This is a genomic window from Pantoea sp. SM3640, from assembly GCF_015654165.1.
Taxonomy (GTDB): Bacteria; Pseudomonadota; Gammaproteobacteria; order Enterobacterales; family Enterobacteriaceae; genus Pantoea; species Pantoea vagans.
In genome coordinates this window covers 2,717,249-2,740,214 of record NZ_CP064872.1, presented here as the reverse complement: position 1 = coordinate 2,740,214, position 22,966 = coordinate 2,717,249, and the positions used below count along the sequence as shown (strand labels likewise).

23 protein-coding genes are annotated in these 22,966 nt (G+C 55.2%); 15 read left to right on the top strand and 8 right to left on the bottom strand.

Translation table 11 applies throughout. The features are described 5' to 3' along the window. Nucleotides 1–85: 85 nt before the first annotated feature. The 3 genes from IV493_RS12755 to nagB form a co-directional block, all read right to left on the bottom strand. Entirely contained in the window at nucleotides 86–1,306 is a 1,221-nt protein-coding gene (locus IV493_RS12755) for an N-acetylglucosamine repressor (protein WP_033731851.1), read from the bottom strand. Between the two features lie 7 nt (nucleotides 1,307–1,313). Next, nucleotides 1,314–2,462, bottom strand: a complete 1,149-nt coding sequence (gene nagA / locus IV493_RS12750; RefSeq protein ID WP_095707559.1) for an N-acetylglucosamine-6-phosphate deacetylase — start codon at nucleotides 2,460–2,462, stop codon at nucleotides 1,314–1,316. Nucleotides 2,463–2,524: 62 nt separating this feature from the next. Next, entirely contained in the window at nucleotides 2,525–3,325 is an 801-nt protein-coding gene (gene nagB, locus IV493_RS12745) for a glucosamine-6-phosphate deaminase (protein WP_195857241.1), read from the bottom strand. A gap of 328 nt (nucleotides 3,326–3,653) precedes the next feature. On the opposite strand from nagB, the gene nagE reads away from it, so the two are divergent. From nagE to IV493_RS12730, 3 genes are all read left to right on the top strand, one after another. Next, nucleotides 3,654–5,681, top strand: a complete 2,028-nt coding sequence (nagE, locus tag IV493_RS12740) for an N-acetylglucosamine-specific PTS transporter subunit IIBC (RefSeq protein ID WP_033782329.1) — start codon at nucleotides 3,654–3,656, stop codon at nucleotides 5,679–5,681. Between the two features lie 153 nt (nucleotides 5,682–5,834). Continuing rightward, entirely contained in the window at nucleotides 5,835–7,502 is a 1,668-nt protein-coding gene (glnS, locus tag IV493_RS12735; protein ID WP_013357122.1) for a glutamine--tRNA ligase, read from the top strand. A 236-nt stretch (nucleotides 7,503–7,738) separates the two neighbouring features. Further along, nucleotides 7,739–8,134 carry a hypothetical protein gene (locus IV493_RS12730; protein ID WP_013357123.1) on the top strand — a complete coding sequence of 132 codons (396 nt, stop codon included), beginning with the start codon at nucleotides 7,739–7,741 and terminating at the stop codon, nucleotides 8,132–8,134. A 65-nt stretch (nucleotides 8,135–8,199) separates the two neighbouring features. On the opposite strand, the gene fur is transcribed toward IV493_RS12730, so the two are convergent. From fur to ybfF, 4 genes are all read right to left on the bottom strand, one after another. Then, the gene (gene fur, locus IV493_RS12725) at nucleotides 8,200–8,643 is read right to left on the bottom strand and encodes a ferric iron uptake transcriptional regulator (protein WP_009091454.1); all 444 of its coding nucleotides are present in this window, start codon (nucleotides 8,641–8,643) and stop codon (nucleotides 8,200–8,202) included. Between the two features lie 346 nt (nucleotides 8,644–8,989). Then, nucleotides 8,990–9,520, bottom strand: a complete 531-nt coding sequence (gene fldA / locus IV493_RS12720) for a flavodoxin FldA (protein ID WP_013357124.1) — start codon at nucleotides 9,518–9,520, stop codon at nucleotides 8,990–8,992. A 132-nt stretch (nucleotides 9,521–9,652) separates the two neighbouring features. After that, nucleotides 9,653–9,928, bottom strand: a complete 276-nt coding sequence (gene ybfE, locus IV493_RS12715) for a LexA regulated protein (protein WP_003852811.1) — start codon at nucleotides 9,926–9,928, stop codon at nucleotides 9,653–9,655. Between the two features lie 168 nt (nucleotides 9,929–10,096). Next, nucleotides 10,097–10,861 (bottom strand): esterase, encoded by a 765-nt coding sequence (ybfF, locus tag IV493_RS12710; RefSeq protein ID WP_195857240.1) that lies wholly within the window; start codon nucleotides 10,859–10,861, stop codon nucleotides 10,097–10,099. A gap of 250 nt (nucleotides 10,862–11,111) precedes the next feature. Between ybfF and seqA the strand changes: the two genes are divergently transcribed. Next, a complete protein-coding gene (gene seqA / locus IV493_RS12705) occupies nucleotides 11,112–11,660 on the top strand; it encodes a replication initiation negative regulator SeqA (RefSeq protein ID WP_013357126.1) in 549 nt (182 codons plus the stop codon). A 26-nt stretch (nucleotides 11,661–11,686) separates the two neighbouring features. Continuing rightward, the gene (gene pgm / locus IV493_RS12700; RefSeq protein WP_033731859.1) at nucleotides 11,687–13,327 is read left to right on the top strand and encodes a phosphoglucomutase (alpha-D-glucose-1,6-bisphosphate-dependent); all 1,641 of its coding nucleotides are present in this window, start codon (nucleotides 11,687–11,689) and stop codon (nucleotides 13,325–13,327) included. A 274-nt stretch (nucleotides 13,328–13,601) separates the two neighbouring features. Here pgm and kdpE read toward each other — a convergent pair whose 3' ends face one another. Continuing rightward, entirely contained in the window at nucleotides 13,602–14,276 is a 675-nt protein-coding gene (kdpE, locus tag IV493_RS12695) for a two-component system response regulator KdpE (RefSeq protein ID WP_195857239.1), read from the bottom strand. A 257-nt stretch (nucleotides 14,277–14,533) separates the two neighbouring features. On the opposite strand from kdpE, the gene IV493_RS12690 reads away from it, so the two are divergent. The 10 genes from IV493_RS12690 (at nucleotide 14,534) to pcp (ending at nucleotide 22,960) form a co-directional block, all read left to right on the top strand. Next, nucleotides 14,534–14,734, top strand: a complete 201-nt coding sequence (locus tag IV493_RS12690; protein WP_013357130.1) for a DUF2517 family protein — start codon at nucleotides 14,534–14,536, stop codon at nucleotides 14,732–14,734. 154 nt (nucleotides 14,735–14,888) lie between these two features. Beyond that, nucleotides 14,889–15,845, top strand: a complete 957-nt coding sequence (locus IV493_RS12685) for a 2-thiouracil desulfurase family protein (RefSeq protein ID WP_013357131.1) — start codon at nucleotides 14,889–14,891, stop codon at nucleotides 15,843–15,845. A 12-nt stretch (nucleotides 15,846–15,857) separates the two neighbouring features. After that, nucleotides 15,858–17,282, top strand: coding sequence for a deoxyribodipyrimidine photo-lyase (phrB, locus tag IV493_RS12680; protein WP_195857238.1), 1,425 nt, complete (start codon nucleotides 15,858–15,860; stop codon nucleotides 17,280–17,282). Between the two features lie 18 nt (nucleotides 17,283–17,300). Further along, nucleotides 17,301–18,044 (top strand): type 2 GTP cyclohydrolase I, encoded by a 744-nt coding sequence (locus IV493_RS12675; protein WP_013357133.1) that lies wholly within the window; start codon nucleotides 17,301–17,303, stop codon nucleotides 18,042–18,044. Nucleotides 18,045–18,202: 158 nt separating this feature from the next. After that, nucleotides 18,203–18,859 (top strand): 5-oxoprolinase subunit PxpB, encoded by a 657-nt coding sequence (gene pxpB / locus IV493_RS12670; RefSeq protein ID WP_195857237.1) that lies wholly within the window; start codon nucleotides 18,203–18,205, stop codon nucleotides 18,857–18,859. Further along, nucleotides 18,853–19,782, top strand: coding sequence for a 5-oxoprolinase subunit PxpC (gene pxpC, locus IV493_RS12665; RefSeq protein WP_195857236.1), 930 nt, complete (start codon nucleotides 18,853–18,855; stop codon nucleotides 19,780–19,782). The genes pxpB and pxpC overlap by 7 nt, the downstream gene beginning before the upstream one ends. Continuing rightward, nucleotides 19,772–20,509, top strand: coding sequence for a 5-oxoprolinase subunit PxpA (pxpA, locus tag IV493_RS12660; protein ID WP_195857235.1), 738 nt, complete (start codon nucleotides 19,772–19,774; stop codon nucleotides 20,507–20,509). Before pxpC ends, pxpA begins: the two co-directional genes overlap by 11 nt. 52 nt (nucleotides 20,510–20,561) lie before the next feature. Next, complete coding sequence (locus IV493_RS12655; protein WP_033731868.1) at nucleotides 20,562–21,290, top strand: DUF969 domain-containing protein; 729 nt, start codon at nucleotides 20,562–20,564, stop codon at nucleotides 21,288–21,290. Next, on the top strand, nucleotides 21,290–22,306 hold the full coding sequence (locus IV493_RS12650; RefSeq protein WP_147788522.1) for a DUF979 domain-containing protein: 1,017 nt from the start codon (nucleotides 21,290–21,292) through the stop codon (nucleotides 22,304–22,306). The genes IV493_RS12655 and IV493_RS12650 overlap by 1 nt, the downstream gene beginning before the upstream one ends. Before the next feature lie 6 nt (nucleotides 22,307–22,312). Beyond that, nucleotides 22,313–22,960 (top strand): pyroglutamyl-peptidase I, encoded by a 648-nt coding sequence (gene pcp / locus IV493_RS12645; protein ID WP_033782339.1) that lies wholly within the window; start codon nucleotides 22,313–22,315, stop codon nucleotides 22,958–22,960. Nucleotides 22,961–22,966 lie beyond the last annotated feature (6 nt).

The window sequence follows — 22,966 nt, the reverse complement described above, 5'->3', positions numbered from 1 at the left end:
CTCACGTACTACGTGTACGCTCCGGTTGTTCCGCGCTGTCCGTGTCCAGACTGCCTGCACCAATTACGCCTACTGGGATAGGCTCTTAGTCTTCCAGAAGATGTTGCAGCAGAATGCCGTTAAGCATGGCACGTTTAGCCAGCGCAAACGCACCAATCGCAGAACGGTGATCCAGGGTAGAACGCACCACCGGCAGATTTTTACGAAAGGCTTCTAATGCCTGGGTGTTGATGCAGCCTTCAATCGCGGGCAGCAGCACTTTCTCTGCTTCCGTAATCTCGCCCGCCAGCACCACTTTTTGTGGATTAAACAGGTTAATCGCGATGGCAATCGCTTTGCCGAGATACCGGCCCACCTGTTCAACCACTTCGCAGGCCAGCGCATCACCCTGATTAGCCGCTTTGCAGATGTGGGACATCTGGCACGCCTCCAGCGTCAGTACACTGGGGTAGCCCTGATTCAGCAGATGCCGCACACGATTCTCAATGGCGCCGTTAGCGGCAATGGTTTCAAGGCAGCCAAAGTTACCGCAGTGACAGCGCTCGCCAAGCGGGTCAACCTGGATATGGCCGATTTCGCCGACGTTGCCGTTGCTGCCGAGGAAAATATGGCCGTTAGCAATAATGCCGGCACCGGTGCCGCGGTGTAAGCGCACCAGGATTGAGTCAGCACAGTCTCGGCTTGCACCGAAATAGTGCTCGGCCAGCGCCAGACTGCGAATGTCGTGCCCCACAAAGCTGGTGACGTTGAACCGTTTTTTCAGACTGGCGACCAGCGGCCAGTGGCTGACAGAGATGTGCGGCATATAACGGATCACGCCGTTAATCGGGTCAACCAGGCCTGGCAGGATGACGGAAATCGCGATCAGCTCGCGTATTTTACGCTGGTGCTGCTCGATGAAGCCGCTGATGGCGTTAAACAGCGCATGTTCCAGCGTCTCCTGGGTGCGTTCCGGCAGCGCATAATCCTCCTGCGCCAGCGATTTACCGCTGAGGTCGAACAGGGTCAGAGTCGCATCGTTGCGGCCGAGGCGAACCCCGATAGTATGAAAGTGGCGGGTTTCAGTGATAATCGAGATAGCGCGGCGACCACCGGTAGACGCCTGCTGGTCTACCTCTTTGATCAGGCCGCGCTCAATCAACTGGCGGGTAATTTTGGTGACGCTGGCGGGGGCGAGCTGGCTGAGTTCGGCAATCTGAATGCGCGATATCGGCCCCTGTTGATCAATCAGCCGGTAAACCGCTGCGCTATTAAGTTGCTTAACAAGATCGACATTTCCTATTTGTGACTGGCCGCCAGTGGTCATTCAGTGCTTACTCGCTCAGGACGTCGTCTCCGTTGACTAACGTCTTAATGATTTTAAAGTCGCGCGTAAACACAGTCAGGTTCGCGATTTTTCCTGCTTCGATCGAGCCCAACTGTTTTTCCACGCCCATCGCCCGTGCCGGGTAGAGTGATGCCATGCGTAACGCTTCGTCCAGTGCGATACCGACATGTTCGACGCTGTTTTGTACTGCTTCTATCATCGTCAGGGCCGAACCACTAAGTGTGCCGTTTTCGTCAACACAGAGGCCGTCACGATAATAGATTGTTTTGCCTGCAAAAATAAACTCGCTGATGTCAGCGCCAGCCGGTGCGGTGGCATCGGTTACCAGCACCAGTTTGTCGCCTTTAATGCGTTTTGCATTGCGCACGTTAGCGTAATGTACATGTAAACCATCCGCAATAATGCCGCAGTATACATCAGGCGAATCAAACAGCGCACCGATAAGCCCGGGTTCACGTCCGGCAAACGCCGGCATAGCATTGTAGAGGTGGGTTGCGAAACTCACGCCAGCAGAAAAACCTGCTTTTGCCTCTTCATAGGTCGCATTCGAGTGACCCGCTGAGACAATGATTCCGGCGTCGGTCAACTGACGAATCACGTCGCTGCCGGCGTTTTCTGGTGCCAGGGTGACTTTGGTGATGACGTCGGCGTTGTCGCAAAGATACTGCACCATCGCCGCATCCGGCAGGCGAATCAGTGCCGGATCGTGGGTGCCTTTTTTCGCCTTACTCAGCCACGGGCCTTCCAGATGCAGACCCAGCGCCTGATGCTCATGCTTCTGCAGGTAAGCGCGCATGGTTTCAATTGCCCGCTTCATCAGCGCGTCGCTGCTGGTGATCAGCGTCGGTAAAAAGCTGGTGCAGCCAGACTTTTCATTGGCGCGCTGCATCGTTTCCAGCGTCTCAATGCTGAGCGCATCAAGGCTGTCATTGAACTGAACGCCACCGCAGCCATTGAGCTGGAGATCGATAAAGCCTGGCGCAATAATCGCACCCGCCATATCCTGCTGCTCAATATCAGCCGGAAGCGATTCACGTGGGCAGACGCGCGCAATAAGCCCGTCAGCCACCACGACGGCGTGATTATCCAGAATCTCATGGCCGCTGTAGATTCGACCGTTTACTAATGCGTACATCTTTCTTCTCCCGTCCTGGCCTGCTGTCACTCAGCGTAACAGCAGGGCAAGAGACTATTCTGTTACACGCCTTTCATATTTTCCGCTTCCATTTCGCGGAAATATTTCACGGTTTTCACTTTCAGTTCCATGGTGGCTGGCTCATCACAGACCACAACCGATTTCGCATGCAGCTGCAGGCAGCTGATGGTCCACATATGATTCACGTTGCCCTCAACCGCTGCCTGCAGTGCGTGCGCTTTGACATGGCCGGTAACCAGAATCATCACTTCTTCTGCATCCAGCAGCGTGCCGACGCCGACCGTCAGCGCATACTTAGGCACCTGATCCACGTCACCGTTAAAGAAGCGCGAGTTCGCCACGCGGGTATCATGGGTCAGGGTTTTAATGCGGGTACGGGAAGCCAGTGAAGACGCCGGTTCGTTAAAGGCGATATGACCGTCGTTGCCGACACCGCCCATAAACAGGTGAATTTTACCCAGTGCGCGAATTTTCTCTTCGTACTGACGACATTCTGCGTCAATATCGGGCGCATTACCATTCAGCAGGTTGATATTTTCCGGTTCAATATCAACGTGATCGAAGAAGTTGCGATACATAAAGCTGTGATAGCTTTCAGGATGCTCTTTTGGCAGACCGACATATTCATCCATATTGAAGGTCACGACATGTTTAAAACTGACCTGGCCCGCTTTGTGCATATCAATCAGGTGTTTGTACGCCTCCAGTGGCGTGCCGCCGGTTGGCAGACCCAGAACAAAAGGTCTGTCCGCCGTCGGGTTAAACGCATTGATGCGGTTAACGATATGTCGGGCGGCCCATTTACCCACCTGGGTTGGCGTCGCTAAAGGAATCAGTCTCATTTTTCACCTCATTAGAAAATAGAAAGGGGATCGCTAAACCGTTGCGTTAGTCATCAGCCTGAGCAGATTGTCTATTCTCGCTACGGGCGGAGCGTAATTCAATATTTCGGATCATAAAATAAGTTTGTGGTGATAGCCAGATGTTGCCGTGTGACATGATGTTTTTTAGTGATAAAAATCACATTTACCAGGGTTTTAATTTGCGAGGCGAATTAATTTATCATTACACTTCGCAGCGTGATATGAAGTGTATTAACGATCTTTGCAGCTGACATAACAACATTAAGCGGCGCAAAGCGACAAGTCAGGCTCATAGGGGGAAGGGGATATGTTAGGTTATTTACAGAAGGTGGGGCGCGCACTGATGGTGCCGGTAGCAACCCTGCCAGCAGCAGCAATATTAATGGGGGTGGGTTACTGGATCGATCCGGACAGCTGGGGTGCAGGTAATGCGCTCGCTGCGTTGCTGATCAAATCCGGTGCCGCCATCATCGAAAACATGTCAGTGCTGTTTGCGATTGGTGTCGCATATGGCATGTCAAAAGATAAAGATGGTGCCGCTGCCCTGACTGGCTTTGTCGGCTTCCTGGTTGTTACCACGCTCTGCTCACCGGCCGCGGTGGCGATGATACAGAAGATGCCGGTTGACCAGGTGCCTGTGGCGTTTGGCAAAATCAACAACCAGTTTGTCGGTATTCTGGTCGGTATTCTGTCGGCAGAGGTCTATAACCGCTTCAGCCATGTCGAGCTGCCTAAAGCGCTTTCCTTCTTCAGCGGACGCCGGCTGGTGCCGATTCTCGTCTCGTTCCTGATGATCTTCGTCGCTTTCATTCTGATGTATATCTGGCCGGTTATTTTTAATGGCCTGGTGGGCTTTGGTGAGCATATCCAAAAGCTCGGCTCTGCCGGTGCCGGTATCTACGCCTTCTTCAACCGCCTGCTGATTCCTGTCGGTCTGCATCATGCACTGAACTCCGTGTTCTGGTTTGATGTTGCTGGCATTAATGACATTCCTAAATTCCTGGGCGGTGCGCAGTCACTGGCTGATGGATCGGCAACCGTGGGCATCACAGGCCGTTATCAGGCGGGCTTCTTCCCGATTATGATGTTTGGTCTGCCGGGTGCTGCGCTGGCTATCTACCACTGCGCGCGTCCAGAGAACCGTGTCAAAGTCGGTAGTATCATGCTGGCTGCGGCATTTGCTGCTTTCTTTACCGGTATCACCGAACCGCTGGAATTTTCCTTCATGTTCGTGGCACCAGTGCTCTATCTCATCCACGCCGTCCTGACCGGCATCTCGGTCTTCATCGCTGCCAGCATGCACTGGATTGCCGGATTTGGTTTCAGTGCCGGGCTGGTGGATATGGTGCTGTCGACCCGTAACCCGCTGGCAACACACTGGTACATGCTGATTCCGCAGGGCCTGGTCTTCTTCGTTATCTACTACGTGGTTTTCCGCTTCACCATCAAAAAATTCAACCTGATGACGCCGGGCCGCGAGCTGGCGGTTGCCGGTGATGAAAGTGATGGTTATGACGTTAACGTCGATAAAACTGACAATGGTGAAACGGCCACTGAATCGCTGGCGCGCCGTTATATTGGTGCCGTGGGTGGCTCATCCAACTTAACCAGCATCGATGCCTGTATTACCCGCCTGCGTCTTAACGTGAATGATTCGGCTCAGGTCAATGAGGGCGTTGCGAAGCGTCTGGGTGCATCCGGGGTGATCCGCCTTAATAAGCAGAGCGTGCAGATCATCGTAGGTACTCAGGCCGAAAGTATTGCCTCGGCGATGAAAAAAGTGCTGACCAAAGGCCCGGTCGCAGCCGCTGCTACCAGCAGTGCGCCAGTGGAACCTGACATTAAACCGCAGGCCGTGTTGAACAGTGAGAAGCGTGTTATTGCGACATTGCTGGCACCGGTAACGGGCGAAGTGGTCGCGCTGGATGATGTGCCGGATGAAGCCTTTGCCAGCAAAGCGGTAGGCGATGGTCTGGCGATCAAACCGAGCGACAAATGGGTCGTGGCTCCAATTGACGGTACGCTGGTGAAAATCTTCAACACCAATCACGCCTTCTGTCTGGAAACGGACAATGGTGTAGAGATTGTAGTGCACATGGGACTGGATACCGTGGCGCTGGAAGGTAAAGGCTTTACCCGTCTCGCTGAAGAAGGGGCCACGGTGGTCGCCGGTCAGCCTGTGCTGGAAATGGACCTTGAATTCCTGAACGCCAATGCCCGCTCAATGGTGAGTCCGGTGGTTGTCAGCAACAGCGATGATTTCGCCGGTCTGACATTACTGGCCCGCGGTCAGGTGGTGGCAGGTGAAACTCCGCTGTATGAAGTGAAAGGCTAATCCCCGCAACAGAACCCCACAGGCAGGAAGCGATTCCTGCCTTTTTTTGTTTTAAAGGCTTAACAAACGGTTGTTTCCCTCAGACGCTTTGTGGATCATACTCCGTTACTTCGTGGTACAAATCACCCGTTATTCGTATTGAGGATTTTTGAGATGAGTGAGGCTGAAGCCCGCCCAACTAACTTTATTCGTCAGATCATTGACGAAGATTTGGCGAGCGGTAAGCACAGCAGCGTGCATACCCGTTTTCCGCCAGAGCCCAATGGCTATCTGCATATTGGTCATGCGAAATCGATCTGTCTGAATTTTGGCATCGCCCAGGATTATCAGGGGCAATGCAACCTGCGTTTCGACGATACCAATCCGGTTAAAGAGGATGTGGAATTTGTTGAATCCATCAAGCGTGACGTCCAGTGGCTGGGTTTTGAGTGGAGCGGTGAGGTCTGTTACTCATCAAACTATTTTGATCAGCTTTATGACTATGCCATCGAGCTGATTTCTAAAGGTCTCGCCTACGTAGATGAGCTGAGTCCGGATCAGATTCGCGAATATCGCGGCACCCTGAAAGAGCCGGGCAAAAACAGCCCTTATCGCGACCGCAGCGTGGAAGAGAACCTGGCGCTGTTTGAGAAGATGCGTAACGGTGAGTTTGCCGAGGGCACGGCCTGTCTGCGCGCTAAAATCGACATGGCCTCTAATTTCATCGTGATGCGCGATCCGGTGCTTTACCGCATCAAGTTCGCGGAACACCACCAGACCGGCAACAAGTGGTGCATCTACCCGATGTATGACTTTACCCACTGCATCTCTGATGCGCTGGAAGGCATTACGCACTCGCTGTGTACGCTGGAGTTCCAGGACAACCGTCGACTTTATGACTGGGTGCTGGATAACATCACCATACCGGTTCATCCGCGTCAGTATGAGTTTTCGCGCCTGAATCTGGAGTATGCGGTGATGTCGAAACGCAAACTCACTCAGCTGGTGACTGAGAAGCACGTAGAAGGCTGGGACGATCCGCGCATGCTGACCGTTTCAGGTCTGCGTCGTCGCGGATATACCGCCGCCTCTATCCGCGAATTCTGCCGTCGTATTGGCGTGACCAAGCAGGATAACATCGTGGAGATGGCCTCGCTGGAATCCTGTATTCGCGACGACCTGAACGAGAACGCGCCACGTGCCATGGCCGTGCTGGACCCGCTGAAAGTGGTGATTGAAAATCTGCCAGCAGGCCATAACGAAATCATCACTATGCCAAATCATCCGGGTAAACCGGAGATGGGCACGCGTGAAGTGCCGTTCAGCCGTGAGATCTGGATCGACCGTGCCGATTTCCGCGAAGAGGCGAACAAGCAATATAAGCGTCTGGTGCTGGGCAAAGAAGTCCGCCTGCGTAATGCCTATGTGATTCGTGCTGAGCGCGTCGCTAAAGATGAAGCGGGCAACATCACCTGCATCTACTGCACCAGCGACACAGATACGCTGAGCAAAGATCCTGCCGATGGCCGTAAGGTCAAAGGGGTGATTCACTGGGTGTCTGCGGATCACGCGCAGCCAGCAGAGTTCCGTCTGTATGATCGTCTGTTCAGTGTGCCAAATCCGGGCGCGGCAGAGGACTTCCTGGCGGTAATCAATCCTGAGTCACTGGCGATCAAACAGGGCTTTGTGGAACCGGGCCTGCGCGATGCAGAACCGACCACTCCATTCCAGTTTGAACGTGAAGGTTATTTCTGTGCCGACAGCGTTTACTCTAAACCGTCGCAGCTGGTGTTTAACCGCACCGTCGGTCTTCGTGATACCTGGGCGAAAACCGGCGAATAAATTTTTTTGAGGCTGACCTCATAAAATGACAAAAGGGCGATTTATCGCCCTTTTTTGTTGCCCCGATTTTAATCATTGCCGACGATTATTCTGACCTAACCGCAACCGATTAAATGCCGCATTGTGAGAGAAATCTGAGTTTAAAAAAATTAATCAATTTCCGGATGTGAATTATCCGCTTTCAGGTAGGCTATGCGCTCTCAGAGGTTGCAAAGCGGGTTACAGAAGGAAAAAAAATGACAGTTCTCGCCCAGGAAGCCAGAAACAGTGTGGTCGTTTTACATCAGCTCATTGAACGTATTTTTAACCAGCCTGCCGGATCTGATGACAGTTTTGAGCTGCTGATGTCCTATTTCCATCCTGAATTCCGCATGGTCACTCCAAAGGGCAGAGAGTGCAATCTGAACGAGGTCGAGGAACTCTTCAGGCAGTTGCAGGGACAGCGCGAAGGGATGCGTATTGCCACCTGCGAGCACGTCATCCTTTCTCATCATGAGAAAGAGATCACCGTGCAGTATCGCGAAATGCAGATGATGAATGGCAATAATCAGAGCCGTATTTCGCTGGCGATACTGGACTGCAGCAGCTCCATTCCACGCTGGCGCTATCTGCAGGAGACGCTGGTCGCCTGATATCACAGCCCAGGACAGACGAAAAAAAACCGGTGAATTCACCGGTTTTTTTATTTCAGTTCGCGTTACTGGTCGTGCAGGGTTTCATCTTCCCGGCAATCGCCCAGCGTACAGTGTCCATAGAGATAGAGGCTGTGGTTGGTCAGCTTGATGCCATGACGGGTGGCGATTTCGCGCTGACGCGTTTCGATCGACTCATCGCTGAACTCAATAACTTTGCCGCAATCCAGGCAGATCAGATGATCGTGGTGATGCTGCTGCGTCAGTTCAAAGACAGATTTGCCGCCTTCAAAGTTATGACGGGTCACGATACCAGCGTCATCAAACTGGTTCAGAACACGGTAAACGGTAGCCAGGCCAATCTCTTCGCCGATGTCGATCAGGCGTTTGTACAAATCTTCCGCACTGACGTGATGGCACTCAGGTTCCTGAAGCACTTCCAGAATTTTCAGTCTGGGCAGCGTCACTTTCAGGCCAGCCTTCTTTAATGCGGTGTTGTTGTCAGTCATGCGGATTTTGTCCTGTCACTATATTCACTTTTGTGGCTTGTCGCCTTGAATGTCGATCTGCGCTCATTCTCATTTGCGTCTCATTATAGAACTGAAGCGATGAAATGAAAACCAGAGGGCGTGCCTGAATCATCACGGGCTGTGGGGGATAGGTCACCGGGCCGGGGAGGATTCTGGCAGATGTCTGTTGGTACATCGCTTAGTCTTGCCGCCTGAGAAATAAGCGGAAGATCGATGCGGGTATTCTACAGATTAAACGGAGAAAGTTAAAAAAATGTGGCTATTATTTCTATAGGAATTTCCATTGCCTCAATGTGAGCTGGCGCTCACATTGAGTCGGGCAGGATCAGGCTTCGAGGATATCTTTCAGCTGCAGTTCATCAGAAATCTGCTTAACCCACTGCTCTACGCGCTGGTTAGTCAGTTCAGGCTGGCGATCTTCATCAATGGCCAGACCCAGGAAGTGGGTATCATCGGCCAGACCTTTTGAGGCTTCGAAGTGGTAACCTTCGGTTGGCCAGTGTCCGACAATCACGGCACCGTGCGGCTCAATGATGTCACGGATTGTGCCCATCGCATCACAGAAGTACTCCGCGTAATCTTCCTGATCGCCGCAGCCAAACAGCGCAACCAGCTTGCCGTTGAAATCGATCTCTTCCAGCGTCGGGAAAAAGTCATCCCAGTCGCACTGCGCTTCACCGTAGTACCAGGTCGGAATGCCCAGCAGCAGGATATCAAACGCTTCCAGATCTTCTTTTGTGCTTTTCGCGATGTCATGCACTTCTGCAACGTCTGTACCCAGCTGTTTCTGGATCATTTTTGCAATGTTTTCGGTATTGCCGGTATCGCTGCCAAAGAAGATGCCTACAAGTGCCATGAGTAAAATAACCTCTTAAATCCTGATAATGAGATGTGTGCCGCAGCACATTTCAGCGAATAATAGCAGACGAGAGAAAACCGGTGAACGGTTAAAGCCCCGACATTTGCTCCTGCGTGCGATTTGCCCGCATTAATCCAGTTTGAGCTGTGCCAGCAGCATCTGTTCAATCAGCTCGCTGCGGCTGAGATTGCGCTGCTCTGCCAGCGTGTTGAGCGCATCGACGGCTTCACTGTTCATTTTCAGTTCGACACGACGAAGTCCGCGTCCTTTGTCACGTTTGAGTTGATTGCGCTTGTTGATGCGCAGCTGTTCATCACGCGAAAGCGGACTGGTTTTGGGGCGACCAGGGCGGCGCTCATCAGCAAAGAGATCGAGCGTCGTGCGGTCAGTCTGTTCTTTTGCCATGGCTTAGTAAAACTGAATGGGGGCGGGCGCCAGTCACTCACCGCGCAGATTATAAATTATTGGCTATTGCCGCAGCAAAACGGACGCGCGGCAAAATTTTAGCGCGCCATCATACTTCACGCTTACTCCGGACGCCAATCCTAAACCTTTGCCGCCATCTATTTGCTTTTAAAGCGCAAAAAAGCGACGGACACTGCGCAAAACGGCATCGGGTTTCTCTGCATGAACCCAGTGTCCCGCGCCTCCAATGACATGTGCCTGCGCGGCCGGGAACTGCTGCAACAGCGCATCGCGGTAGCGGTTGTCCAGATAGCTGGAGTCGCCTCCGCGAATAAACAGTGCCGGATGATCCCATGCCGGAACGGGCTGCCAGCCCGAAATCGTGGTGTAGTTATCCCACAGCACCGGGACGTTGAAGCGCCACTCGCCCGCCTGAAATGACTTCAGCAGGAACTGAATCACCCCTTCTTCATCGATAAGCGTACGCATAATCTTCGCCGCCTCACTGCGTGACGAGACGCCTGCGTCGGTTACAGCACGAATACCGGCAAAAATCTCATCATGGCGGCGGGTCTGGTAGTCGACCGGAGCGATGTCAATCATCACCAGCCGCTCGATGCGGTCCGGCACCAGCGCGCTCATGGTCATGGCGATCTTCCCGCCCATTGAGTGACCGATCACCGCGACGCGTTCAATGCCGTGCGCATCCAGCGTATCGACCATGTCCTGCGCCATTACAGCGTAGTTCATCTCGTCAGATCGTGGTGAGAGTCCGTGGTTGCGGACATCAACCTGCAGCAGAGGCCCGGCATCTTTGAGCCCACGCGCCAGCACGCCAAGGTTATCCAGACTGCCAAACAGGCCGTGGATAAGCACGACAGGTAAGGAATCAGCAGGGGATTGTTCAGTTTGCAAACGGGCGTTCAAAATCATAGCAAAGTTCTTAAGTTTGAGACCTGTGCTTAGGTTATCATGGTTTCACCTTTTCAGGCGCGCCGGTTCCGGCGGCATTAGGACATATTCTGACTTTTGCCCGTAAACCGTTTGATTGCTAACAACCCGCCTGAATTTAACTTTATAATCCTGATGTTAGAACCCGCACATCCTTTGAATTGCCTGACTATACTCAGAGCTTTTCAGGAAACAGGTGGTTCTGTCATGAGAAAGAACCGTACGGAATAAGATGAAAACGATCGAAGTTGACGAAGAGCTCTACCGTTATATTGCCAGCCACACGCAACACATTGGTGAAAGCGCATCCGACATTCTGCGTCGTATGCTGAAGTTCACTGCCGGTCAGACTGCACCCGCTTCGCCTGCTCAGCCAGCCTCAAAAGAGGCAGCGAAAGAGTCTCAGCCTGCGTCCGTGGGTTCGCGCCCGCAGGATCGTGTCCGCGCGGTGCGTGAGCTGCTGCTTTCCGATGAATATGCGGAGCAGAAGCGGGCGGTGAACCGCTTTATGCTTATCTTGTCAACGCTCTATCGTCTTGATACTGCAGCTTTTGCTGAAGCTACTGCATCTCTGCAGGGCCGCACCCGCGTCTATTTTGCTGGTGATGAGCATACGCTGTTACAGAATGGCACCCATACTAAGCCGAAGCATGTGCCCGGCACACCGTACTGGGTGATCACCAACACCAATACTGGTCGTAAATGCAGCATGGTCGAACACATCATGCTCTCGATGCAGTTCCCGGCGGAACTGACCGAGAAAGTTTGCGGCACCATTTAAAACTTAAGCGTCAGGGAGCAGCGCCAATGGCCAATCACCCACGTGCCGGGCAACCCGCCCAGCAGAGCGATTTGATTAACGTTGCACAATTAACGTCACAATATTATGTCCTGCAGCCCGATGTGGCGAACCCGGAACATGCGGTGAAATTTGGCACCTCTGGCCATCGCGGCAGTGCAGGGCGTCAGAGCTTCAACGAGATGCACATTCTGGCTATCGCGCAGGCGATTGCCGAAGAGCGTAAAAAGAACGGCATCACCGGGCCGTGCTACGTCGGTAAAGACACCCATGCGCTGTCAGAACCGGCGATCCTGTCGGTACTGGAAGTGCTGGCGGCGAACGGCGTTGATGTGATTGTGCAGCAGGACAATGGCTATACGCCGACCCCTGCGATCTCGAACGCTATTCTTGAGCACAACAAAGCGGGCGGCCCGCTGGCTGACGGCATCGTTATCACGCCTTCGCACAACCCACCGGAAGATGGCGGCATCAAGTACAACCCACCTAACGGCGGACCGGCTGATACCAACGTCACCAAAGTAGTGGAAGATCGCGCTAATCAGCTGATCAAAGATGGGCTGAAAGAGGTGAAACGTCTGCCGCTGGAACAGGCGATGGCGAGTGGCCATGTGGTCGAGAAAGATTTGATCCAGCCGTACGTTGAAGGTCTGGCCGAGATTATCGACTTCCCGGCGATCCAGAAAGCGGGCCTGAAGCTGGGTGTTGATCCACTGGGCGGTTCCGGTATTGCTTACTGGCAGCGTATTGCTGAGCACTACAAGCTGGATTTGACGCTGGTGAATGACGCGGTCGATCAGACCTTCCGCTTTATGCATCTGGATAAAGATGGTGTCGTGCGCATGGACTGCTCGTCTGAAAGCGCAATGGCAGGCCTGCTGGCCTACCGTGACAAGTTCGATCTGGCATTCGGTAACGATCCTGATTATGACCGCCACGGCATTGTGACTCCGGCCGGTCTGATGAATCCGAACCACTATCTGGCGGTCGCGATCAACTATCTGTTCCAGCATCGTCCACAGTGGGGCCAGGATGTCGCCGTGGGTAAAACCCTGGTGTCCAGCGCCATGATCGACCGTGTCGTCAACGACATTGGCCGCAAGCTGGTGGAAGTGCCGGTTGGCTTCAAATGGTTTGTTGATGGTCTGTATGACGGCAGCTTTGGTTTCGGCGGTGAAGAGAGCGCGGGCGCGTCATTCCTGCGTTTCGACGGCACGCCATGGTCAACGGACAAAGATGGCATCATCATGTGTCTGCTGGCGGCTGAAATCACCGCTGTGACCGGTAAAAACCCGCAGCAGCATTATGACGAGCTGGCCGCGCGCTTTGGCGCACCAAGCTACAACCGTCTGCAGGCATCCGCCACTTCAGCGCAGAAAGCTGCACTGTCGAAGCTGTCACCAGAAATGGTAAGCGCGGATACGCTGGCGGGTGATCCCATCACCGCGCGTCTGACTGCGGCACCAGGTAACGGTGCGTCTATCGGCGGTCTGAAAGTGATGACGGAGAATGGCTGGTTTGCTGCTCGTCCGTCAGGCACCGAAGACGCCTACAAAATCTACTGTGAAAGCTTCCTGGGCGCAGAACACCGCGCGCAGATTGAGAAAGAAGCGGTAGAGATTGTCAGCGAAGTGCTGAAAAACGCCTGATAGTCGGGTAAAGATAAGGCGCCTCTGGCGCCATTTAGATTGTTGACAAAATCTACTCCAGTTAGCTGCGGGAACGTGCCAGCACAGGAAACAGGGTCAGATCGGAAAGACGCAAAAGCCGTCATCCATGACACGCTCGTCCCACGCCATCCATGGCGTGGGACGCTTTCCTCCTCTGACCCAGTTCCCTGCGCCTCAGGTTTATTCGTTGCGGTCAGATTCACTCTGATTTGAGTTTGTTTGCAGTTATGAAAGGCGCCTCTGGCGCCTTTTTTTATGGCATAAAGCGATAGCCGATCCCGGTTTCGGTCAGCAGATGGGCCGGTTGGGTCGGATTCTCTTCCAGCTTCTGGCGCAGATGCCCCATATAAATACGCAGATAGTGGCTGTGCTCCACCGCATTGGGTCCCCAGACCTGACTCAGCAGCTGCCGCTGCGTCAGCACCTTTCCTGCATTATTCAGCAGAATGCTCAACAGACGAAACTCAATCGGCGTGAGGTGAATCTCACTGCCGCCGCGCTGTACCCGCCGTGCGGCAAAATCGACGCTGATGTCGGCAAACTGAATTCTGGCTTCGGGCTGCTGGCCACCATGACGGCGCAGTGCAACACGGACACGCGCCAGCAGTTCGCCAACACCGAATGGTTTGGTCAGATAGTCATCCGCGCCGGCATCCAGTGCGGCGATCTTATCCTGCTCATCACTGCGCGCCGACAGCACTATCACCGGTATGGCGCTCCACTGGCGCAGATCACGGATAAAATCGGTGCCATCCCCATCCGGCAGGCCAAGATCAAGGATCACTAAATCAGGTTTACGGGTTGCCGCTTCAATCAGCCCGCGCTGCAGCGTATCGGCGTCAAACACCTTCAGATCTTCATTTTCCAGCGCCAGCCGGACAAAGCGGCGGATCTCTTTTTCATCTTCAACGATCAAAACCGTGGTCACGCAATACCTGCCTTGAGTGAGAGCCGAAGCGCTACTTTATCAATATTTTATGCTGCCGTCCGCGCGCGTCATCTTTCGGGCATTCAAACCCTCTCGTAACCTGGCGGTAACTTATCTGTAACTAAATTACAGGTTAATTCTTAAACAGCAAAAATAGCGACAAATAAGTGGTCAGATGAGTAGTAAAATTACACAACCTGGCGTAAAGTTGAACACAGATCACATTCGCACACTTTAACTTACCGGGAGGAGAAACCATGTATCAGGCTTATCCACGTTATAAAATACTCGCGCGTCGTACGCTGGTGGTTCTTCTCGGCGTTCTGGCACTGCCTGTCATGCTGTTTCGACAGGATCGGGCACGCTTCTACAGTTACCTGCATCGCGTCTGGTGCAAGACCAGCGCAAAGCCGGTCTGGCTGGCGCAGTCTGAAGCCGGTGGTGGCGCATTCTGGTAATGACCCCTCCCGCAGAACAGGCCTGGTCATCTGACCGGGCTTTTTTTTGCGTTTTTTCTGAGAATAAGCGGTCCGGAACCGCGTTTTCCCCCTTTATTCCTGACCATTTTGCGCTACACTTAAACCTCTACAAGATTTCGGAGGTTGTACAAGTATGAGCAAAAAAATCCCCGTTGGAATCAGTGCATGCCTGCTCGGCGATAGCGTGAGGTTTGATGGTGGCCATAAGCGTCTTACTTTTGCAACTGAGGATCTTACGCCATTTGTCCGCTTTGAGCCGATCTGTCCTGAAATGGCGATTGGGCTGCCTACGCCGCGTCCGGCATTGCGTCTGGTAAAGCAGGGTGATGATGAGGTGCATCTTTGCTTCAGCAAAGACGGCGGCGAAGAAGTCACCGCTCAGATGCGTGACTGGTCTGCGGAGCGGGTAAAATCGCTGCATCATCTCTCCGGTTATATCCTGTGCGCCAAGTCGCCCAGCTGCGGGATGGAGCGCGTACGGGTCTACGAACCCGACAACAACAATAACCGCAAAGTGGGCACCGGCATTTTTGCTGAATTCCTGCAGCGCGAGATGCCCTGGCTGCCGCTGGAAGAGGATGGTCGTCTGCACGATCCCGCTCTGCGAGAGAACTTTATCGGCCGTATCTGCGCACTGCATGAATTTAATCAGATGTGGGAAAGCGGCCTGACCCGTCACGGGCTGATCGCCTTTCACAGCCGCTACAAACTGATGATGCTGGCGCATTCGCAGGAGAAATATCGCGAGCTGGGACCCTTTGTTGCTTCGATGAGCCAGTGGGACTCGCTGGATGCCTTTGCCTTTGAGTACCGCAATCGCATGATGGAACTGATGTCACGTCCCGCCTCACGTCGTAATCACACCAATGTGCTGATGCACGTGCAGGGCTACTTCCGCCGCCAGCTAAGCTCACCGCAGCGTCAGGAGCTGGCAACGCTGATTGACCGCTATCGTCAGGGTACACAACCGCTGCTGGTGCCCATTACCATTCTCAAGCACTACATGGCTGAGTTTCCGCATCCGTGGCTGGCACAGCAGCGCTATTTCGATCCCTATCCCGAAGCCTTGTGCTTACGCTACGGACAGTAATTCAGGAGGCGTATGACCACTCATCTGGTCTGGCTGCGTAATGATTTACGCATCAACGATAATCTGGCACTTCACGCCGCCTGTCGCGACAGCAAGGCAAAAGTGATTGCGCTCTTCCTTGCTACGCCGGAACAGTGGCAGCAGCATGACATGTCACCCAGGCAGGCGGCGTTTATTCACGCCAGTCTGGTGGAAGTACAGAACGCGCTGGCTGAGCGGGGCATTGCGCTGCACTATCAGGCGTGTCACGCCTTCAGCGACAGTATCGATGCGCTGGCCGAATTCTGTGACAAGCACCAGGTCGACCAGCTCTTCTATAACTATCAGTATGAAGTGAATGAGCGTCAGCGCGATGCCGAGGCGGAAAAGCGTCTCGATGACGCGGGCGTGATCTGCCAGGGCTTTGATGACAGCCTGCTGCTGCCACCTGGCAGTGTGCAGAGTGGCGATCGCTCAATGTATAAAGTCTTTACGCCGTTCAGCAAAGCCTTTGTCCGCCGTTTGCAGCAGAGTCTTCCGGAGTGCGTGCCTGCACCTAAGCCGCGCGACGGTGCGCCGCTGAAAACCACCCCAATCCCTGCGTTTGACTGTCCGACCGAAGCCTTTGATGAGGATTTGTTTCCGGCAGGCGAAGCGGCTGCCCTGAAGCGGTTGCGCCATTTCGCCACTCAACCCATTATCGATTATCCCGCGAAGCGCGACCTTCCTGCGCTGGACGCTACCAGTCGCCTGTCGGTCTATCTGTCGACCGGCGTGCTGTCGCCTCGTCAGTGCCTGCATCGCGTTCTGCATGAACATCCCGATGCGCTGGACAACAGTCGCGCATTTACCTGGCTGAACGAGCTGATCTGGCGTGAGTTCTATCGTCATCTGCTGGTTGCCTATCCGGCACTGTGCCGGCACAAGCCATTTATTGACTGGACGCGTAACGTGGAATGGCAGCGTGAAGACGCGCATTTCGATGCCTGGAAAGCGGGAAAAACAGGCTATCCGATCGTCGATGCTGCAATGCGTCAGATGAAGGCGCTGGGCTGGATGCACAACCGTTTACGGATGATCACCGCCAGTTTCCTGGTTAAAGATCTGCTGATCGACTGGCGCGAAGGCGAACGCTATTTCATGCAGCAGCTGATTGATGGCGACCTGGCCGCAAACAATGGTGGCTGGCAGTGGGCGGCTTCCACCGGTACAGATTCAGCACCCTATTTCCGCATTTTTAACCCGACCACACAGGGCGAGCGCTTCGATGAGCAGGGCGAGTTTATCCGTCACTATCTGCCGGAGCTGGCGGACGTCCCTGACAGCCATATTCACCAGCCCCACGTCTGGGCGGAAAAGAACAACAGGAAACTCGATTATCCGGCACCAATCGTGGATCATAAGGCAGCCCGTAAAAAGACATTAGACGCCTTTGAGCGCGCCAAAAGCGCCGCCTGAGGCCTCGAAGGAGCCTGAATGAACCATTACGAATTAGAGACGCTGATCAATCAGCAACTCGACAGCCACAGCTTCAGCGACTATGCCCCCAACGGGTTACAGGTTGAGGGGCGCAGCGAAGTTAAAACGATTATCACCGGCGTAACAGCCTGTCAGGCCTTGCTGGATGAGGCGGTCGCACGTCAGGCCGATGCAATAATCGTCCATCATGGCTACTTCTGGAAAAGTGAACCGGCCGCGATTAAAGGCATGAAGCGCCGCCGTCTGCGGACGTTGCTGGCTAACGATATTAATCTCTATGGCTGGCACCTGCCGCTTGATGCGCATTCAGAACTGGGTAACAACGCCCAGCTGGCGAAACTGCTGGATATCGACGTACGTGGCGAAGTCATGCCGCTGGTGTTCTGGGGTGAGCTGGCTGAGCCGATCTCCGGTGAACAGCTGGCCCGCCGAATTGGCGATAAGCTGGGACGCGAACCGCTGCATTGCGGTGATAACGCGCCAGCACTGATACGTCGCATCGCCTGGTGCAGCGGTGGCGGACAGGGCTTTATCGACCAGGCCGCCGCTGCGGGCGTTGATGCCTACATTACCGGTGAAGTCTCTGAACAGACCATTCACAGCGCACGCGAGCAGGGGCTGCATTTCTTTGCCGCAGGTCATCACGCCACCGAGCGTGGCGGCGTAAAAGCGCTGGGCGAGTGGCTGGCACAACACCACAATCTTGATGTGACCTTCATCGATATTCCTAATCCTGCCTGATCTCTCCCTTGTCCTGCGTGCCTGCGCAGGACCTAAATCTGTTGACACATCCCTGCCACTTTCGCATAACTATTTGCTTTAAGTAGATAAGCCATCGGCTGATCCGGGCATCCGGTCAGGTCGGCCAGGCACGATCTCAATCAGGCGGGAGGTAGCTGTTGCAACGAGCACGGTGTTATTTATTGGGTGAACGCGCTGTCGTGCTGGAGCTGGAGCCGCCGGTCTCACTGGAGAGTCAGCAGCGTATCTGGGGACTGAACCAGCGACTGCAGTCGGATGCGGGCGTGCTGGAGGTCATTCTTGGCATGAACAATATCACCCTGATTCTGCGCGATCCCCAGCAGAGTGCGCTGGATGCGATAGAGCGGCTTCAGCGCTGGTGGGAAGAGAGTGAAGCGCAGTTGCCAGAATCGCGTCTGGTGGAGATCCCGGTGATCTATGGCGGCGAACATGGCCCCGATCTGGTGGTGGTGGCGGAACATGCCGCGCTGACGGCCGGTCAGGTGGTTGAGCTGCACAGCAGCAGCGACTATGTGGTGTTTTTTGTCGGCTTTCAGCCGGGCTTTCCCTATCTGGGCGGACTGGATCCGCGCCTGCACATACCACGCCGTGCGGAGCCGAGAGTTGCGGTACCGGCCGGATCGGTTGGCATCGGTGGCAGCCAGACGGGCGTCTATCCGCTGGCTTCGCCCGGCGGCTGGCAGTTAATCGGCCAGACCCGCACCGCGCTGTTTGATCCCCTGCAACAACCGCCCACACTGCTCCGTCCCGGTGACAGGGTTCGCTTTGTGCCGCAACAGGAGGGCGTATGTTAAATATTCTTCGCGCCGGGCTGGCCGCCACCCTTCAGGATGCGGGCCGCTACGGCTGGCGTCAGTATGGCCTCAGCCCCGGCGGCGTGCTGGATCATCCCGCGATGTTCACCGCCAATGTGCTGGTGGGCAATGCGCCTGACAGCGCGGTGCTGGAGCTGGTGCTCGGCCAGTTCAAAGCGGAGTTTACCCGCGACGGCTGGTTCGCACTGACTGGCGCAGGCTGCCATGCGGAGCTGGACGGTCAGCCGGTCTGGACGGGCTGGCGCACCCCGGTGAAACGCGGCCAGGTCCTGTCGCTGGCGATGCCGCAGCGCGGCATGCGCAGCTATCTGGCAGTGCAGGGTGGTTTTGACATCCCTGCGGTGCTCGGCTCAGCCAGCACCGATCTGAAAGCAAAATTTGGCGGATTTCACGGTCGCGCCTTACGGGATGGCGATCAGATCCCGCTGGGCAAACCGACGCGTCAGTTCGACCGCAAAGTCGGGGTACGGCAGCTGCTATGGGGCAATCGCATCCGCGCACTGCCTGGTCCGGAATATCACGAGTTCAGCCCCGACGCGCAGCAGGCGTTCTGGCGTACCGCATGGAAACTCAGCCCGCAAAGCAACCGGATGGGATACCGGCTTGAGGGACGTGAGCTTAAACGTGAAAGTCCGCGTGAGCTGCTGTCACACGGCGTGATGCCGGGTGTGATTCAGGTACCGCCGAACGGACAGCCTATCGTGCTGATGGCGGACGCCCAGACCACAGGCGGCTATCCGCGGATCGCCTCCGTCATCGAAGCCGATCTCTATCATCTGGCGCAAATCCGCCTCGGTGAGCCGATTCACTTTATTCACTGCACGCTGCCGGAAGCGATGCTGGCACGTCAGCATCAGCAACGCGCGCTGGACCAGATGAAATGGGGACTTCATGAACATTGATTTAAACGCCGACCTGGGCGAAGGCTGTGCCAGCGATCGGGCGCTGCTTGAACTGGTGAGTTCCGCCAACATCGCCTGTGGCTTTCACGCAGGAGATGCGCAGACCATGCTGCAGTCGGTGCGCTGGGCACAGGCATCCGGCGTCGCCATCGGCGCGCATCCTGCTTTCCCCGATCGGGAGAACTTTGGCCGCAGTGCCATGCAGCTGCCACCGGAAACGGTCTATGCCCAGATGATCTACCAGATTGGCGCGCTGAAAAGCCTGGCGGAAAGCGAAGGTGCGCGGCTGGTTCACGTTAAGCCGCACGGCATGCTCTATAACCAGGCCGCGGCTGATCCGGTGCTGGCAGACGCCATTGCCCGCGCCATCCGTGCCGTCGACAGCCAGCTGATTGTGGTGGGACTGGCGAACAGCGAATCGATACGTGCCGCATCGCACTACGGTTTACGCACGCGGGAAGAGGTCTTTGCCGATCGTGGCTATCTCAGCAGCGGTGCGCTGGTGCCGCGCAGCGAGCCGGGCGCGCTGATTGACGATGAGCAGCAGGCTATCGATCAGACGCTGACGATGGTGCAGCAGGGCAAGGTAAAAAGTATCACGGGAGAATGGGTGGCAGTGAATGCGCAGACCGTCTGCTTACATGGCGACGGCGCGCACGCCCTGCAGTTTGCACAGCGGTTGTGTGATGCGTTTGCCGGACAGCAGATCCGCGTCACCAGCATCTGAAAACACTACTTAGCCCGGCTTATGTCGGGTTTTTTAACTCTGGGGGAAATCCATGGAAAGTGCAGTGAATCTCTGGCCTTTACTGGGCATTGCCGCGATCGTCGTCGGCTTCGTATTACGTTTTAATCCGGTGCTGGTGGTGATTGTCGCCGGCTTTGTGACCGGTCTGGCGGCGATGATGCCGCTGGCGGACATTCTGGAAAAGCTCGGCGCGGGTTTTCTGAATACCCGTAACCTGCCACTGATTCTGCTGCTGCCGCTGGCGGTCATTGGGCTGCTGGAGCGTCACGGGCTGAAGGAGCGGGCGCAGGCGTGGATTGCTCAGATCAAAACCGCCACCGCCGGACGTCTGCTGATCGTCTACCTGTTTGTACGTGAAATCACTGCGGCGCTAGGGTTAACCAGTCTAGGCGGGCATCCACAGATGGTGCGTCCGTTGCTGGCCCCGATGGCAGAGGGCGCAACGGAAAACCGCTACGGCGAAATCACACCTGAACTGCGTCATAAGCTGCGTGCCATGTCAGCAGCCACCGACAACGTCGGCCTCTTCTTTGGTGAAGATATCTTCGTGGCATTTGGCGCGATTATCTTTATGCACAACTTCATGCAGGAGTCGGCCGGGATTCAGACCGAACCGCTGCACATTGCGTTATGGGGCATTCCGACTGCTATAGCCGCCTTCCTGATCCACTCGGCACGTCTGGTGCGACTCGATCGTCAGCTGGCGCGTGAGCTGCAGCTGCTGAACAACCAGGCGCTGAAAGCCAAAGGAGGTCAGTAATGTTCCAGCAACAATATCTGATGTGGCTGGCGGGCATTATCCTGCTGGTGGTGGCTATCCTCTCGTGGCGTGACAGTGCGAACCCACGCCGCTTTACTACCGGACTGTTCTGGGCCTTGTATGGCCTGGTGTTTCTGGTGGGTGACTGGACGACGCAGATGATGAGCAGTCTGATGGGCTCGGACGCGATGGGCACCCGAATGCTGCACATCACCATCGGTGTCATTGTGGTGGTAATGGCGCTGATTGCCGGTCTGGGTGGTGTCCGGCTGGGTCGTTATCATCAGCGCAGTGATGAAGAGAAGCAGGCCAGTGCGCTGCGTCTGCGCAACAAACTGTTTCTGCCTGCGCTGGCGATTCCGGTCGTGACCGTGGTCGGTGTGCTGGCGTTTAACCATATTCCCGGTCTGCAGGAAGCGGTGTTCGGTCCCGGCAATCACGCCACGCTGGTGACACTTTTTTCAATGATGGTCGGCTGTGTCATTGGCTGGCTGGTGGCGTTGAAGCTGACCCATGAAAAACCGGTGCAGTCGATGCAGGAGACCCGTCGCCTGCTGGATTCGATTGGCTGGGCCTTTATCCTGCCACAAATCCTCGCCACTCTCGGACTGCTGTTTACCAGCGCGGGCGTGGGCAGTGCCATTTCGCATCTGACCGAAACCTGGCTGGCGGTGGATAACCGGTTTATTGCGGTAACGGTCTATGCCGTCGGGATGGCGCTGTTAACCATGATCATGGGTAACGCCTTTGCGGCATTTCCGATTATCACTGCAGGCGTCGGCATTCCGATTCTGGTGTTGCAGCACGGCGGAAATCCGGCAGTAATGGCGGCGATTGGTATGTTCTCCGGCTACTGCGGCACGCTGATGACGCCGATGGCGGCCAACTTCAATATTGTTCCGGCGGCGCTGCTGGAGCTGCCCGATCGTAACGCTGTCATCAAAGCTCAGATTCCGACTGGTGTGCTACTGTTAATCGTTAACATTTTCCTGCTCTATTTCCTGATGTTCCTGTGAGGCTGCATGAAAACTGTCCTGATGACCGCTTTTGAACCTTTTGGCGGTGAAACGATTAATCCCTCCTGGGAAGCGGTACGCGCGCTGGAAGGCAAACAGATTGGCGGGGCGACGATAGTCATCCGCCAGCTGCCGGTGGTGTTCAGTGAGGTGCTGAACGTGCTGAACCGGGCACTGGATGAGGTGAAACCGGATGCAGTGCTGTCGGTAGGGCAGGCGGGCGGCCGCAGCGACATTACCGTAGAACGTATCGGTATTAATGTTGATGACGCCCGCATCCCGGACAACGCGGGAAACCAGCCGGTGGATGAACGGATTGTCGCGGGCGGCCCGGCAGCCTATTTTTCCCGGCTGCCCATCAAAGCGATTGTGGCCGCAGTGCGTGAAGCGGGGATCCCCGCATCGGTCTCACAAACCGCTGGCACCTTCACCTGTAACCGGGTGATGTATGGCCTGCTGCACTGGCTGGAGCAGCAGAAAAGCCCGGCGCGCGGTGGCTTTATTCATATTCCCTATCTGCCTGAACAGGCTGCGCAGCATCCGGGGGCACCCAGCATGGCGGTGGCGACCATCATTCAGGCGCTGGAGATTGCGGTAAAAGTGACGCTGGAGACCGGCGACGATATCAAACAGGCTGGCGGCGCCACCCATTAAGAGGAA

Excerpts from the sequence above, each read along its gene's own strand:
- IV493_RS12755 (WP_033731851.1), bottom strand. The coding sequence starts at position 1,306 with ATGACCACTGGCGGCCAGTCACAAATAGGAAATGTCGATCTTGTTAAG.
- nagA (WP_095707559.1), bottom strand. The coding sequence starts at position 2,462 with ATGTACGCATTAGTAAACGGTCGAATCTACAGCGGCCATGAGATTCTG.
- nagB (WP_195857241.1), bottom strand. The coding sequence starts at position 3,325 with ATGAGACTGATTCCTTTAGCGACGCCAACCCAGGTGGGTAAATGGGCC.
- nagE (WP_033782329.1), top strand. The coding sequence starts at position 3,654 with ATGTTAGGTTATTTACAGAAGGTGGGGCGCGCACTGATGGTGCCGGTA.
- glnS (WP_013357122.1), top strand. The coding sequence starts at position 5,835 with ATGAGTGAGGCTGAAGCCCGCCCAACTAACTTTATTCGTCAGATCATT.
- IV493_RS12730 (WP_013357123.1), top strand. The coding sequence starts at position 7,739 with ATGACAGTTCTCGCCCAGGAAGCCAGAAACAGTGTGGTCGTTTTACAT.
- fur (WP_009091454.1), bottom strand. The coding sequence starts at position 8,643 with ATGACTGACAACAACACCGCATTAAAGAAGGCTGGCCTGAAAGTGACG.
- fldA (WP_013357124.1), bottom strand. The coding sequence starts at position 9,520 with ATGGCACTTGTAGGCATCTTCTTTGGCAGCGATACCGGCAATACCGAA.
- ybfE (WP_003852811.1), bottom strand. The coding sequence starts at position 9,928 with ATGGCAAAAGAACAGACTGACCGCACGACGCTCGATCTCTTTGCTGAT.
- ybfF (WP_195857240.1), bottom strand. The coding sequence starts at position 10,861 with ATGATTTTGAACGCCCGTTTGCAAACTGAACAATCCCCTGCTGATTCC.
- seqA (WP_013357126.1), top strand. The coding sequence starts at position 11,112 with ATGAAAACGATCGAAGTTGACGAAGAGCTCTACCGTTATATTGCCAGC.
- pgm (WP_033731859.1), top strand. The coding sequence starts at position 11,687 with ATGGCCAATCACCCACGTGCCGGGCAACCCGCCCAGCAGAGCGATTTG.
- IV493_RS12690 (WP_013357130.1), top strand. The coding sequence starts at position 14,534 with ATGTATCAGGCTTATCCACGTTATAAAATACTCGCGCGTCGTACGCTG.
- IV493_RS12685 (WP_013357131.1), top strand. The coding sequence starts at position 14,889 with ATGAGCAAAAAAATCCCCGTTGGAATCAGTGCATGCCTGCTCGGCGAT.
- phrB (WP_195857238.1), top strand. The coding sequence starts at position 15,858 with ATGACCACTCATCTGGTCTGGCTGCGTAATGATTTACGCATCAACGAT.
- IV493_RS12675 (WP_013357133.1), top strand. The coding sequence starts at position 17,301 with ATGAACCATTACGAATTAGAGACGCTGATCAATCAGCAACTCGACAGC.
- pxpC (WP_195857236.1), top strand. The coding sequence starts at position 18,853 with ATGTTAAATATTCTTCGCGCCGGGCTGGCCGCCACCCTTCAGGATGCG.
- pxpA (WP_195857235.1), top strand. The coding sequence starts at position 19,772 with ATGAACATTGATTTAAACGCCGACCTGGGCGAAGGCTGTGCCAGCGAT.
- IV493_RS12655 (WP_033731868.1), top strand. The coding sequence starts at position 20,562 with ATGGAAAGTGCAGTGAATCTCTGGCCTTTACTGGGCATTGCCGCGATC.
- IV493_RS12650 (WP_147788522.1), top strand. The coding sequence starts at position 21,290 with ATGTTCCAGCAACAATATCTGATGTGGCTGGCGGGCATTATCCTGCTG.
- pcp (WP_033782339.1), top strand. The coding sequence starts at position 22,313 with ATGAAAACTGTCCTGATGACCGCTTTTGAACCTTTTGGCGGTGAAACG.